Annotated in this window: 10 protein-coding genes and 1 pseudogene; 7 read left to right on the top strand and 4 right to left on the bottom strand. The window is 70.8% G+C overall.

Features of this window, described 5'->3' with window-relative positions; genetic code table 11:
* Window positions 1-61: 61 nt before the first annotated feature.
* The 6 genes and pseudogenes from M2437_RS12490 to M2437_RS12465 all read left to right on the top strand — a co-directional run bounded on the left by M2437_RS12490 (window position 62) and on the right by M2437_RS12465 (window position 7,648).
* Window positions 62-772 (top strand): di-trans,poly-cis-decaprenylcistransferase, encoded by a 711-nt coding sequence (locus tag M2437_RS12490; protein WP_003599612.1) that lies wholly within the window; start codon window positions 62-64, stop codon window positions 770-772.
* Window positions 773-863: 91 nt separating this feature from the next.
* Window positions 864-2,391, top strand: a pseudogene (gene bchE, locus M2437_RS12485) (magnesium-protoporphyrin IX monomethyl ester anaerobic oxidative cyclase).
* A 70-nt stretch (window positions 2,392-2,461) separates the two neighbouring features.
* Entirely contained in the window at window positions 2,462-3,001 is a 540-nt protein-coding gene (locus tag M2437_RS12480; RefSeq protein ID WP_015857375.1) for an ankyrin repeat domain-containing protein, read from the top strand.
* An 87-nt stretch (window positions 3,002-3,088) separates the two neighbouring features.
* Entirely contained in the window at window positions 3,089-4,594 is a 1,506-nt protein-coding gene (gene glpK / locus M2437_RS12475) for a glycerol kinase GlpK (protein ID WP_253387591.1), read from the top strand.
* Complete coding sequence (locus M2437_RS12470; RefSeq protein ID WP_043766516.1) at window positions 4,594-5,757, top strand: alpha/beta fold hydrolase; 1,164 nt, start codon at window positions 4,594-4,596, stop codon at window positions 5,755-5,757. The genes glpK and M2437_RS12470 overlap by 1 nt, the downstream gene beginning before the upstream one ends.
* Window positions 5,758-5,962: 205 nt before the next feature.
* On the top strand, window positions 5,963-7,648 hold the full coding sequence (locus M2437_RS12465; RefSeq protein ID WP_253387590.1) for a methyl-accepting chemotaxis protein: 1,686 nt from the start codon (window positions 5,963-5,965) through the stop codon (window positions 7,646-7,648).
* A gap of 65 nt (window positions 7,649-7,713) precedes the next feature.
* Here the strand turns inward: M2437_RS12465 and M2437_RS12460 are convergent, their stop codons facing one another.
* The 4 genes from M2437_RS12460 to M2437_RS12445 all read right to left on the bottom strand — a co-directional run bounded on the left by M2437_RS12460 (window position 7,714) and on the right by M2437_RS12445 (window position 12,482).
* Entirely contained in the window at window positions 7,714-8,475 is a 762-nt protein-coding gene (locus M2437_RS12460; RefSeq protein WP_253387589.1) for a glycerophosphodiester phosphodiesterase family protein, read from the bottom strand.
* Complete coding sequence (locus M2437_RS12455) at window positions 8,472-8,945, bottom strand: RidA family protein (RefSeq protein ID WP_003601986.1); 474 nt, start codon at window positions 8,943-8,945, stop codon at window positions 8,472-8,474. The genes M2437_RS12460 and M2437_RS12455 overlap by 4 nt, the downstream gene beginning before the upstream one ends.
* 79 nt (window positions 8,946-9,024) lie before the next feature.
* Window positions 9,025-11,196 carry a peptidase domain-containing ABC transporter gene (locus M2437_RS12450; RefSeq protein ID WP_253387588.1) on the bottom strand — a complete coding sequence of 724 codons (2,172 nt, stop codon included), beginning with the start codon at window positions 11,194-11,196 and terminating at the stop codon, window positions 9,025-9,027.
* Window positions 11,193-12,482 carry an HlyD family secretion protein gene (locus M2437_RS12445; RefSeq protein ID WP_253387587.1) on the bottom strand — a complete coding sequence of 430 codons (1,290 nt, stop codon included), beginning with the start codon at window positions 12,480-12,482 and terminating at the stop codon, window positions 11,193-11,195. The genes M2437_RS12450 and M2437_RS12445 overlap by 4 nt, the downstream gene beginning before the upstream one ends.
* A 476-nt stretch (window positions 12,483-12,958) precedes the next feature.
* Here M2437_RS12445 and M2437_RS12440 point away from each other — a divergent pair, with 476 nt between their 5' ends.
* Window positions 12,959-13,171 (top strand): hypothetical protein, encoded by a 213-nt coding sequence (locus tag M2437_RS12440; protein WP_004447062.1) that lies wholly within the window; start codon window positions 12,959-12,961, stop codon window positions 13,169-13,171.
* Window positions 13,172-13,399: the final 228 nt, after the last annotated feature.

Below are 13,399 nucleotides of genomic sequence, written 5' to 3'. Positions count from 1 at the left end.
TCCGACATCCCACCGAACGCCGCATCCCCGCCTGTCCCGCACCTCGCCCGGAGACTTTACGATGCAAAGCCCTCTCGATCGCAGATCAGGCCTCCATGCGGCGATTATCATGGACGGCAACGGCCGCTGGGCGAGCGCCCGCGGCCTGCCGCGGGGGGCGGGCCACCGGGCGGGCGTCAAGACGATCCAGCGGGTGGCGGAGGCCGCCCCCGCTCTCGGCATCGGCACGCTGACGCTCTACGCCTTCTCCAGCGACAACTGGCGCCGCCCGGCCGAGGAGGTCGGCGGACTGATGCGCCTGTTGCGGGCCTATCTGCGCGGCGAGACCGATCGGCTCGCCCGCAGCGGCACCCGCCTCACGGTGATCGGCCGCCGCGACCGCCTGCCGCCCGGCATCCCGGAGGCGATCGAGCGGGCCGAGGCCGCGACCGCGTCGGGCGACCGGCTGCACCTGCGCATCGCCGTCGATTACTCCTCGCGCGACGCGATCCTCGCCGCCGCCGCCCGGCTCGGGCCGGAGGGGCTCAGCCGCGAGGGCCTGAGCGAGGCCCTGGGGGCGGACGGGGATGTCGATCTCCTGATCCGGACGGGGGGCGAGAAGCGGCTCTCCGACTTTCTCCTCTGGGAGGCGGCCTACGCGGAGCTACACTTCACCGACCGGATGTGGCCCGATTTCGGCGCCACCGACCTCGCCGCGGCGGTCGCCGATTTCACCGCCCGCGACCGGCGGTTCGGCGGCCTGAACCCACCCGCGGTGCCGCAAGCCGCCTGACACGCCCCAACCACGGCCCGGCCGTCCGGCCCCGGTCTCGACGCAGGATTCGTCCGGTTCTGCGAACCCTCGCTCATGTCCGGTGCGCACGATGAAGATCCTGCTCGTCAACGTGCCCCATCCGGCGATCGGCAGCCGGATTCCCGACGACCATCTGCCTCCGCTGGGTCTTCTCGCCATCGGCGGCCCGTTGATCGATGACGGGCATGCCGTCTCGCTCATCGACGCCGAGTTCGGACCCGTGCCGCTGCCGGACCTCGTCCGGGAGATCGTGGCGCAGGCACCCGAGGCGGTCCTGTTCGGTCATTCCGGCTCGACCTCGGGGCACCCGGTCATCGCGGAGGTGTCGTCGAGGGTGGCCGCGGCGATGCCGGGCGTGACGATCGTCTACGGTGGCGTCTTCCCAACCTATCACGGGCGCGAGATTCTCGAGGCCGAGCCCCACGTCGCCGCGATCGTGCGCGGGGAGGGTGAGGAGACCACCCGGCGGCTCATGGCGGCGCTCGCGGCGGGCCGGTCGCTCGGCACCGTGCCCGGCCTCGCCTACCGGGACGGCGACGCGATCCGCGAGACGGCGCCGGCCCCGCTGATCCGCGATCTCGGACGCCTACCGGATCGGCTGGGAGCTGATCGACCATGCCCGTTACAGCTACTGGGGCGGCCTGCGTGCGGTCGTCGTCCAGTTCTCCCGCGGCTGCCCGCATCCCTGCACCTATTGCGGCCAGCGCGGCTTCTGGACCCGCTGGCGCCACCGCGATCCCGTCCGCTTCGCCGCCGAACTCGCCCGGCTTCACCGCGAGCACGGCGTGCGGGTGATCAACTTCGCCGACGAGAATCCGACCGTCTCGAAAAAGATCTGGCGCACCTTCCTGGAAGCGCTGATTGCGGAGAACGTCGATCTCATCCTGGTCGGCTCGACGCGGGCGGACGACATCGTGCGCGATGCCGACATCCTGCCGCTCTACAAGCGGGCGGGATGGGAGCGCTTCCTGCTCGGTCTCGAGAGCACCGATACGGCCACCCTCGACCTGATCCGGAAGGGCGCCACCACGACGACCGACCGCGAGGCGATCCGCCTCCTGCGGGCGAACGGCATCCTCTCCATGGCGACCTGGGTGGTGGGCTTCGAGGAGGAGCGCGACCGCGACTACTGGCGCGGCCTGCGGCAGCTCCTCGCCTACGACCCCGACCAGATCCAGATGCTCTACGTCACGCCGCATCGCTGGACGCCCTATTTCCGGCTTGCCGAGGAGCGCCGCGTGATCCAGCTCGACCGGCAGCGGTGGGACTACAAGCATCAGGTGCTCGCCACCCGCCACATGCCGCCCTGGCGGGTGCTGCTCTGGTTCAAGCTGATCGAGGTGATCCTTCAGGCCCGCCCGAAGGCGCTGGCGCGCATCTACCTGAACCGCGATCCTCGCCTGCGCCACGCCATGCGCTGGTACACGCGGATGGGCCGGCGAGTCTGGCCCCACGAGATCCTGGCTTGGCTGCGCGATCCGCTGACACGGACGGGCCCGACGGTCGCGGCGTTCTGGGGCAGGGGGCAGGAGCGGGAGGAGGCGATGGCCGTGCGCGCCGCGGTCCGATCCCGTCCGGCTGGTCGCGAGGCCGCCTGACTGGACGAAGCCCCCGCAAACGCCACATGCACGGGACCAATCCCATCACGAAGCTTCCAAAAAGATTCCGATGCAGGCCGATCCGAACGCTGCGCCCCCCGCCCTCGACGACGAGACCCTCGCCTTCGCGGCGCGCCTCTTCCAGTACGCCCGGATGGGCCATGCGGAGGAACTGGCCGAGCTGTTCGGCCAGGGGCTGCCGGCGAACCTGCGCAACGACAAGGGCGACAGCCTGCTGATGCTCGCCGCCTATAACGGCCAGGCGGCGACGGCCCGGGTGATACTTGAAGCCGGGGGTGATCCCGAACTCGCCAACGACCGCGGCCAGACCCCGCTCGCCGGCGCCGCGTTCAAGGGCGATGCGGACATCGTCCGGCTGCTGCTGGAGCACGGCGCGCAGGTCGACGGGGCCGGCGACGGCACCCGTACGGCGCTGATGGTGGCGGCGATGTTCGACCGAACCGAGATCGTCGATCTGCTGCTCGCCCAAGGCGCAGACCCGTCCAGGCGCGACGCTTCGGGGATGAGCGCCGCCGACATGGCCCGCCAGATGGGGGCGCAGAACACGCCGGCTCAGTTGGAACGCGCCCAAGGGGACCGAGCGGGCTGACCGGTTTCGGCGCGCCCGGCCTCGTGTAGGATCGGGCGTGAGCCGGGCGAAAGAATCCCGGAGGCGAGACACGCCGGGAGGGACGCCATGCCGGATGCGGTCGGGGCGATCGACCAGGGCACCACGAGCACGCGCTTCATCGTGTTCGACCGCCGGGGCACGATCCTGGCGCAGGCCCAGCGCGAGCACGAGCAGATCTTTCCCCGTCCCGGCTGGGTCGAGCACGATCCGCGGGAGATCTGGCGTAACACCCATGCGGTGATGCGCGAGGGGCTGGCCCGCGCCGGGCTGGCACCGGGGGATCTGGCCGCCATCGGCATCACCAACCAGCGCGAGACCGCCGTGCTCTGGGACCGGCGGACCGGCGAGCCGCTGCACGATGCCATCGTCTGGCAGGACACCCGCACCGACCGGTCCGTCGCCGCGCTCGCCCGCGATGGCGGTCGCGACCGCTTCCGCGCCGTCACCGGCCTGCCGCTTGCGAGCTACTTCTCCGCCTCCAAGCTCGCTTGGCTGCTCGACCACGTGGAGGGCGCGCGGGCGAAGGCCGAGGACGGCACCGCCCTGTTCGGGACGATCGATTCCTGGCTCGTCTGGAATCTCACCGGCGGCCCCGATGGCGGGCTCCACGTCACCGACGTGACCAATGCCAGCCGCACGCAGCTCATGTCGCTCGCGACCCTCGATTGGGACGAGGCGATGCTCGGCGTGTTCCGCATCCCGCGGGCGGTGCTGCCGACGATCGTCTCCTCCAGCGCCGTGCTCGGCGAAGCCCGTGACCCGTTTCCCGGCGTGCCGCTCGGCGGCATTCTGGGCGATCAGCAGGCGGCGCTGTTCGGGCAGACCTGCTTTTCGGCGGGCGAGGCCAAGAACACCTACGGCACCGGCTGCTTCGCGCTGATGAACACCGGCCCCGCGCCCGTCGCGTCGAGCGCCGGGCTCATCACCACCGTGGCCTACCGGCTCGACGGGTGCCCGCCGGCCTACGCGCTGGAGGGCTCCATCGCCATCACCGGCGCCCTGGTGCAGTGGCTGCGCGACAATCTCGGACTGATCGGCGCCTCGAGCGAGATCGAGGGGCTGGCCCGCAGCGTCGAGGACAATGGCGGCGTCTACGTGGTGCCGGCCTTCTCCGGCCTCTACGCGCCGCATTGGCGCGACGACGCCCGCGGCCTCATCATCGGCCTGACCCGCTACGCCAATCGCGGCCACATCGCCCGCGCCTGCCTGGAGGCCACCGCCTACCAGACCCGCGAGGTGCTGGAGGCGATGGAGCGCGATTCCGGTTGTCCGATCGCCGAACTGCGCTGCGACGGCGGCATGACCGTCAACGATCTGCTGATGCAGTTCCAGGCCGACATCCTCGACCGGCCGACCCTGCGCCCGAAGGTTTCGGAGACGACGGCCCTGGGCGCAGCCTACGCCGCCGGCCTCGCCACAGGGTTTTGGAAAACGCTCGAAGATCTTCGCGACAACTGGGCCGTGGACAAGCGCTGGCATCCGCATATCCAGGCAGAAGAACGTCGGGCACTGTTCGCCGGTTGGAGCCGGGCCGTAGAACGCTCGTTCGGATGGGTCGAGGAGAACGCTTGATGGGTGCTCGGATACGCTCGCTTCGGACCGCTCTACTGGTTTCGGCCTTGGCGCTGACCCCGCTCGCCGCCGGCCTCGCTCCGATCGCGGCCATGGCCGCGCCGGCCGCCGCCTATCCCGGCCAGCAGGAGGGCGACCACGTCGTCGAGAACTTCAAATTCGCGAGCGGCGAGAGCCTGGATCGGGTCAAGCTGCACTACACCACCCTCGGCACGCCGCATCGCGGCGCGGACGGCGAGATCGACAACGCGGTGCTCGTCCTGCACGGCACCACCGGCACGGGCAAGAGCTTCCTGATCCCGACGCTCGGGCCGGAGCTGTTCGGTGAGGGCGCGCCGCTCGACGCGCGGCGCTGGTACGTGATCCTGCCCGACGGGCTCGGCCGCGGCGGCTCCTCGAAACCCTCCGACGGCCTCAAGGCGCATTTCCCCCGCTACGGCTATGGCGACGTCGTGGAGGGCCAGCACCGGGTCGTCACCGAGGCGCTCGGCGTCAAGCATCTGCGCCTCGTGCTCGGCACCTCCATGGGCGGGATGCAGGCCTGGATGTGGGGCGAGCGCTATCCCGGCGAGATGGACCTGCTGATGGCGGTGGCGAGCCAGCCGATCCCGGTGAGCGGGCGCAACGCCCTGTGGCGGCGCCTCCTGATCGAGGGCATCCGCACCGATCCCGACTGGAAGGGGGGCGAGTACACCGCGCAGCCGCGCAGCTTCGGCCGCATCCTGCCGATCTTCAACATCATGACCGAGAGCGTGCTCGGCCTTCAGAAGCAGGCCCCGACCCGCGCGGCGGCCGACACCGCCTACGACAAGATGATCGCCGGCTACGAGAACAAGGCCGACGCCAACGACTGGCTGTACTGGTTCGATTCCTCCTACGATTACGACCCCTCGCCGGACCTCGAAAAGATCACCGCGAAGGTGCTCGCGGTGAACTTCGCCGACGACGAGCTGAACCCGCCCCAGCTCGACGTGATGAACGCAGCGCTGGCGCGGGTGAAGGACGGCCGCTTCGTGCTGGTTCCGACCTCGCCCGAGACGCACGGCCATCAATCCCTGCGCTTCGCGGGCCTGTGGAAGGGCTACCTCGCCGAATTCGTGAGACAGCCCGAGGCGACGACGGAGAAGGAGAGCTCGTCGGAGCGGCCGGAGGGCAGCCGGTAGAGGGGTTGGGCCGCCGGCGGAGCGGAGGCGGCGCCGAAAGCCATCCGTCGGCGCGGGTCACAGGCCGTCGTGATACGGCGGCCAGCCTATCCGAGCCGGTGGCGCCGGCTGCCGCATGCACTTTCTTGCAGAAATCGAGAGAACCTTAAGTATTGCGTTGCAGAGTGGGGCATCTCAAGAGGCCAACCACACCCCCGGATCCATAATGCGCGTTTCCCTCAAGGCTGCCCTGGCGGGCTCGTTCAGCCTTCTGGCCGTGGTTGCTGCGGCTCAAGGCGGGATGAGCGTCATCAAGCTCTCGAACATCGATCACGAAGTCCGCGACATCGCCGACAATTGGCTGCCCTCGGTGGGATTGCTCGGCGACATCAGCACCGCGACGCGGGACGAGCGGGTGAAGACCTACCGCTACGTCGCCGCCTCGCCGACGGACCAGCTGCTCGCCGAGAACGAGAAGAGCGTGCGGGCGAGCCAGGCGGCCCTCGAAGCCCTGCGGCGCGCCTACGAGCCGCTGATCGCCTCGCCCGAGGAGCGGGCCCTGTACGAGCGCTTCGCCTCGACCTGGACGACCTATTCAGGTCGGGTCGAGGCGATCGTCGCCCTGATGCGAGAGGGGCGGCGGGCCGAGGCGCTGGCCCTGCTCACCGGGCCCGAGGCTCTGGGCCTCGCGCAATCCGCGACCAAGGCGCTTCAGGAAAATCTCGTCCTCAACAAGCGGGGCGCCAAGCAGAGCGTCGAGGGCGCCGTCGGCAGCGCGGCCTCCGCCACCGCCTCCGCCTGGATCGCCATGGCCGTGACCCTGCTCTCGGCGCTCGCCGCCGCCCTGTTCGGCTGGTTCGGGATCTCGCGGCCGATCACGCGGATGACCGGGGCGATGGGCGCGCTCGCGGCGGGCGACGCAGCGGTTGCCGTACCGGGACGGGGGCGCGGCGACGAGATCGGCGCCATGGCCGCGGCGGTGCAGGTGTTCAAGGACAACCTGCTCCGCACCCGCGCCCTGGAAGAGGAGACGCAGGCCGCCCGCGCCGGCGCCGAGGCGCAGCGGCGGGCCGCCGCGCGCGCCCTGGCCGACGACTTCCAGCGCGCCGTCGGCGGCATCATCGCGGGCGTGACCGCCGCCGCGACCGAGCTTCAGGCCACCGCCCAGCAATTGACTGCCAATGCCAGCCAGACCGCCGGGCAATCCGGCACGGTGGCCGCCTCCGCCGAGGAGGCCGCCTCCAATGTCGGCACCGTCGCCGCCGCGGCCGAGGAACTCGGCGCCTCGGTGCAGGAGATCGGCCGGCAGGTCGATGGCTCGGCCTCCCTGGCGCAGGCCGCGGTGGCCGAGGCCGGGCAGACGGCGATCCTCGTGCGCGACCTCTCCGAGGCCGCCGCGCGGATCGGCGACGTGGTGGCGATGATCTCAACCATCGCCGGGCAGACCAACCTGCTCGCGCTCAACGCCACGATCGAGGCGGCGCGGGCCGGCGAGGCGGGCCGCGGCTTTGCCGTGGTCGCGGCGGAGGTCAAGGAACTCGCCAACCAGACGGCGCGGGCCACGGACGAGATCACCGGTCAGATCGGGCGCATCCAGGGCGCGACGGGTCAGGCGGTCGCGGCCATCGACAGCATCAGCGGGCGCATCCGCGAGATCAGTGGCGTCGCCACCGGCATCGCCGCCGCGGTCGAGGAGCAGGGCGCGGCAACCCAGGAGATCGTGCGCAACGTCGCCCAGGCCGCGGGCGGCACGGAATCCGTCACCCGCACCATCGCGAGCGTGGCGGGTGCGGCCGAGGAGACCGGGGCGGCCGCCGCCCAGGTGCTGGCCTCGGCGACCGAGCTGTCGCGCCAGTCCGAGCATCTCGGTGCGGAGGTGTCCCGGTTCCTCGATACGGTTCGCGCGGCCTGAGGCGGGAACCGCGTTTCCAGGGCTCTGCTCTGGATCCGCCGAAGGGCTTGCCCTTCGGGAACCCGTTACGGGCGGAAGCCCTCGAAGATCATCTGGTCCGCGTGCTCGCGGGCCAGCGCCCGCTGGGCCTCGGTGCGCACGGTCCAGGTCATCACCGGCATGTTCCCGAGCCGGCGGCAGAGATAGGGCACCGGGCCCGGCAGGTCGCCGACGCGCCAGGACAGGAAATGCGGCCGGCTCACATGGAGGTGGAGCAGGCCCGACAGTTCGGCCCGCGCCGAGGGTGCGAGCAGAGCGTAGTGCGGATCGTCCTGGCTCGCCTCGGCGACGATGCCGCGGGGCAGGCCCGGCACGATCTCGGCCAGCGTCGCGACGATGCCCGGATCGAACGACTTCAGCGCCACCGGGGCGTCGAGCCCGGCGACGATCTCGGCGGCGCGGCGGGTGAGCCGCCGGTCGCCGTCGAAGCGCGACTTGATCTCGATGATGACGGGGACACGGCCCGCGACCCGCGCCAGGAAGTCCGGCAGTGTCGGGATGCGCTCCCCCGTGCCGGCCACGGTCAGCGTGCCGAGTTCAGCGGCCGTCCGCGATTCCACCGGCTCGGACGCTTCGGTGAGGCGCCCGAGCGCCTCGTCGTGGAACACCATCGCCTCGCCGTCGGCGCTGAGCTGCACGTCGCACTCGATGGCGTAGCCGCCCGCCACCGCCGCCTCGGCTGCGGCCAGGGTGTTCTCCGGGATGCCAGCGGCGCGGTCGTGCAGGCCGCGATGGGCGATCGGACGGGCGATGAGCCAGTCCGGCGCCCGGTCCAGGGTCGCGCTCACGCGACCTCGAACATCGCCTCGACCTCGACCGCCGCGTCGAGGGGCAGTTCGGCGACCCCCACGGTCGAGCGGGCATGGCGGCCGCGGTCGCCGAGGATCGCGACCATCAGGTCCGAGGCGCCGTTCATGATCGGGGCGAGACCGGCAAAGCTCGGCACCGCGTTGATGAAGCCGCCGAGCCGCACGCATTGCACGACGCCGTGGTCGAGGTCGCCCACCGCCGCCTGGACCTGGGCCAGCACGTTGAGCGCGCAGAGCCGGGCCGCCGCGATGCCCTGCTCGGCCGAGACCTCGGCGCCGAGCTTGCCCTTGTGCGCCGGGTCGAGGGTGCCGTCCGGCCCGAAGCAGATCTGGCCGGAGATGACGACGAGGTTGCCGGTGCGGATATAGGGCACGTAGTTCGCGACCGGGGCCGCCGCCTTCGGCAGCTTCAGGCCGAGCGCTTCCAAACGTTCCTTGACCGAGTTCATCGCCGTCTCCCGCATGATGCTGCGGGGGTCTGAGCATGGGGGAGGGGCGACTCGCAAGGGGGAAGGGCGAAGCGCCCTCTCAACCGGCGGTCTCCGTCGCCTGAGGCTCGACCCGCGGTGCCTCCGCGGAAAAATCGTAGCGCAGGTCGGCATGGGCCACGGTCGCCGGACGGTGGGCGACGATGACGCGCGTCATCTTCAGGTCGCGCAGCGCGGCGGCGATGACCGCCTCGGTCGGCTCGTCCAGCGCGCTCGTCGCCTCATCCAGAAACAGAATCTCCGGGCGCCGGTAGAGGGCGCGGGCCAGGATCACCCGCTGGCGCTGGCCGCCCGAGAGGGTCGAGCCCATGTCGCCGACCAGGGTCTCGAAGCCCATCGGGGTGCGGGCGATGTCGTCGAGGATCGCCGCGCGGGCGGCGCATTCGCGAATCCAGCCGGGATCGGGCCGCTCGTCGAAACAGGCGATGTTCTCGGCGATCGAGCCGGCGAACAACCCGTCATCCTGCATCACCCCGGCGATGCGGGCGCGGTAGGCCGCCAACCCCCCGGAGCGGATGTCGCGGCCATCGACCAGCACCGCGCCTTCGGAGGGCGGCAGCAGACCCATCAGGATCTTCATCACCGAACTCTTGCCGCAGCCCGAGGGGCCGGTGATGGCGAGGCTTTCGCCCGGCGGCACCGCCAGGCCGAGATTGCGGAACACCCAGGGCTCGTCGTCGCCGTAGCGCAGGGACAGGCCGACGGCGCGCAAGCCCGCGCCGCGCACCGGGGGGCGCTCGCCGGAGGGAAGGAGGGCGGGGGCCGCGATCGGCGCCGCCGCGGCGGGCATGGGTGCGGCGGCCTCCTCCGGCTCGGTCAAGACGATGTCCGAGAGCCGGTCGGTCTGCACGTTGAGCATCCGGAGCTGGAAGCCCGACTGGATCAGGTTGCCGATGCGGGTCGAGAACTGGTCGCGATAGGCGAGGAAGGCGACCAGCATGCCGAGCGTCATCGACTGGTCGATCACGGCCCGCGCCCCGAGCACCAGCAGGATCAGCCGGTCGGCGCCGAACAGGAACTCGTTGCCGCGCCCGAACACGAGGTCGAGCCGCTGCAGCCGCAGCCGGGCGTTCAGCGCCTGGACGAACTGGTTCATCCACGTGCCGCGGCGGCGCTCGCGCAGGTTCAGGAGCTTGACGCTCGCCATGCCGCGCATGGTCTCGATGAAGTGGCTCTGCTGGCGCGCCTCCGCGACGATCGCCTCCTCGGTGCCCTCGCGATAGGCCTTGTAGGCGGCGATCCGTAAGCCGGCGTTGAGCGCGGTGGCGGCGATGGCCACCAGGGCGAGCCAGCCGCCGTAGAGGAACAGCATGATCAGCATGCCGACCGACATCAGCCCGTCGAGCAGGGCCTGGACGAGATCGGTGGTGATGCCCTTCTGGATCGTCGCGAGCGTGCCGAAGCGCGAGATCACGTCGCCGACATGCCGCTTCTGGAAATAGTCGAGCGGCAGCCGCGAGAGGTGGTCGAACAGCGAGCCGGACCATTGGTAGTTCAGCTTCGTGCCCGTCAGCATGATCGCCCAGCTTCGGGCGACGCCGAGGCCGAGTTGCAGCACCAGCAGCAGGGCGAGGCCGAGCGCCACGACGAGCAGCAGGTCGAGATCGCCGTTCACGATCACCTCGTCGATGACGATCTGCGAGGCGATCGGCATCAGGATCGCGACGAGTTCGATCCCGAGTGACAGGGCCAGGATCTGTATCATCGCCGCGCGGATGCCGGCCATGCCCCGGAACAGGTCGGAGAGCGCGAGGCCGCGGGCCGCCCGCTCGCGCACGAAGCTCTGGTTCGGCGTCACCTCCAGGGCGACGCCGGTGAATTCGCGCGAGGCTTCGGTGAGGCTCAACGTACGGCGCCCGCGGGCGGGATCGTGGATCACGATCTCCCGGCGCCCGACCCGCGCCAGCACGACGAAATGGTTGAGCCCCCAATGCAGGATGCAGGGCAGGCGCAGGCGGCCGAGATCGGGCAGTTCCACCCGCAGCGCCCGCGTCGAAAGCCCCAGGGTGCCGGCGAGGTCCATGAGGTTTCGCAGCGTCATGCCCTTCAGCGAGAGGGCGTGGCGGGCGCGCAAGCTTCCGAGATCGACCCGGCGGCCGTGGTAGCCCAGCACCATGGCAAGGCAGGCCATGCCGCATTCGGCGGCCTCTGCCTGGAGCACGACCGGCAGGCGCCGCCGGAAACCGAATTGAAGATCCGACAGCAGGCTCAACGTGTCCCTCCTTCGGTGACGAGATCGACGCTGCGCTTGACGTGGTAGAGGGGGTCGAGGAGCCAGCGGTAGAGCGGGCGCTTCTCGAGCGCGATGTCGGCCTCGACCCGCATTCCGGCCTCCAGCCGGCGTTGCTCGCCATAGGCCGTCACGCTGTCGGCATCCGGCCGCACGATGATGCGGTAGACGCCCCCGTTCCCCGCATTTTTGGCCGTGTCCCGCGCCGCCTCGGGCCGGGCGTCGCCTTCCAAAGGCGCGCGGGTCACCTCCGTCACCGTGCCGCGGTGCAGGCCGAAGCGCTGGAACGGGAAGGCGGCGTAGCGCAGCATCACGCTGGCGCCGGGCTCGATGAAGCCGATCGCCGAGGAATCGACGAACAGGTTGGCCTGCAGCCGGCCTTCGCTCGGCAGCAGGGTGAGCAGGTTTGCCCCCGCCGCCACGGTCTGCCCGGCCTGCGCCCGGATCGAGGTGAGGATGCCGCGCTCCGGCGCGCGCACCTCGATGGCGCGGCGCGCCTCGCTCTCGGCCCGCTGCTGTTCGAGCTGCGCGGCGGTGCGGTCGAGTTCGGCGAGATCCCGGGCCAGGGTCTCGTCGAAGGTGGCGAGCTTGGCGCGCAGATCGCCGAGCTTGCCCTCGACCTGAAGCCCGCCCTGGCGGAACTGCGCGAGTTGCGAGCTGGCCTGGAGATAGAGGTAGTTCTGGCTCTGGAAGTCGGCCGCGCGGGCAAAACCGCGGGTCACGAGGTCGGCGAGTTCGTCGGCGCGGGATTTGAGCGGCGGCACCAGCTTTTCCTGGAGCGCGAGCTGCTCCTCGATCCTGGCGCGCTGCGCCTCCAGGTTGGCGACCTGCTCCCTCAAGCCCTCCTTCTCGGCGGTGGCCATGGCGGCGCGGGCGGCGCGCTGGCGCTCCACGCTCTCGCGCTGACGGCCGAGCTGGGCGATCACCCGCTCCTGGGTCGGGCCGCTCGCCGAGACCGCGTCGAGGTCGATGGTGAAGAGGAGCTGGCCGCGCTCGACCCGGTCCCCCTCCTTGGCGCCCGACGCGCTGACCCGCCCCGCCAGCGGGCTCGCCACGGTGATGAGGCCGATATCGGGCGCGAGCAGGCCGTCGGCATGGACCCGGCGGGTGTAGCTGCCGAGCCAGGCGTAGATGCCGACGAGGACGGCGAAGGCGAGGCACAGGCCGACCACGACGCGGATCGCCAGGGGCTGGATCACCTGGGCCTCGCCGAGCCAGGCGCTTCGCCGTGCCTCCACGACCTCGCGACGGAACAGGGGCGCGTTCACCGGGAAGCCTCCTCCGGGGTAGGGACCGAACGATCAGGTGCGTTGTTCTGACGCATGCAGGCCGTAATCCGCAACAGCTTCAGTTTCTTAGCGGTGATGGCGGCCCGAGCGGCCCGCTCCCCGGCCGGCACGTCAATTTTTGTCCCCCGCGCGGGCGGCGGCCCGTCCCGCCACACCCGTCCCGCGAGGGTCGATCGCGCGGGTCGGCCGAAGGGAAGGGGAGCGGCGCACGCGTAGGGCCGGGGGCGGCGCGCGGAGTCCGGATACGACCGTTGGTCGTGCTGTGAGAGAGCAAGATCTGTCCATCCGAGAGGTCCTGAGCCGATCACCCCGGACCGTATAACGCAGCCCGGGTTGCCTGCCGGAATAATATCCGTACCTTATCCAGCAGAGCGACGCACACCGGCGCTCTTATTCCACAGGAAGACAGAAATACAGAACGTTCTTCCAGTACCATTCGGACAAAGGAGAAAACCATGCAGCAGAACATTGATACGGTCCGCGAGCTGAACGCTGCGGAGCTGGATCAGGTCGGCGGCGGTCTGTCTCTCGGCCTCGATCTCGATCTCAGCAGCGAACTCGGGGCCGTGTCCGGTGTCGTCGATCAAGTCGGCGGCCTCGTCGGCGGCACGCTCGATACCGTCCTCGGCGCGGTGGGCGGCCTGCTCGGCGGCCTGCTTGGAAAGTAATCCGATTTCCTGACACGTCCTCCCACGGAAGCGGCCGCCCCCACCGCTTCCGTGGGCCTCGCGCGGACGCGACGGCCGGGGGCGCCCTCGACGGGCGCTTCCGCCGCCGGCACGATCGACCCCGCGGGCCGAGGGAACAGCAGAGGGAACGACCGCGTAGGCGGGTCGTTCTCATCCGTTCGGATCGAAGCGTCGCCGTGACGGCGTCGTCGCCTCGGCTCCGGCGCA

The sequence above is a fragment of the Methylorubrum pseudosasae genome (assembly GCF_029504475.1).
Lineage (GTDB): Bacteria > Pseudomonadota > Alphaproteobacteria > Rhizobiales > Beijerinckiaceae > Methylobacterium > Methylobacterium extorquens.
The sequence above is the reverse complement of the archived record's forward strand: the minus strand, read 5'-3'. Positions and strand labels throughout refer to the sequence as shown.

Bases quoted from the DNA above. Each gene is read 5' to 3' on its own strand.
- M2437_RS12490 (WP_003599612.1), top strand. From the start codon at position 62: ATGCAAAGCCCTCTCGATCGCAGATCAGGCCTCCATGCGGCGATTATC.
- M2437_RS12480 (WP_015857375.1), top strand. From the start codon at position 2,462: ATGCAGGCCGATCCGAACGCTGCGCCCCCCGCCCTCGACGACGAGACC.
- glpK (WP_253387591.1), top strand. From the start codon at position 3,089: ATGCCGGATGCGGTCGGGGCGATCGACCAGGGCACCACGAGCACGCGC.
- M2437_RS12470 (WP_043766516.1), top strand. From the start codon at position 4,594: ATGGGTGCTCGGATACGCTCGCTTCGGACCGCTCTACTGGTTTCGGCC.
- M2437_RS12465 (WP_253387590.1), top strand. From the start codon at position 5,963: ATGCGCGTTTCCCTCAAGGCTGCCCTGGCGGGCTCGTTCAGCCTTCTG.
- M2437_RS12455 (WP_003601986.1), bottom strand. From the start codon at position 8,945: ATGAACTCGGTCAAGGAACGTTTGGAAGCGCTCGGCCTGAAGCTGCCG.
- M2437_RS12440 (WP_004447062.1), top strand. From the start codon at position 12,959: ATGCAGCAGAACATTGATACGGTCCGCGAGCTGAACGCTGCGGAGCTG.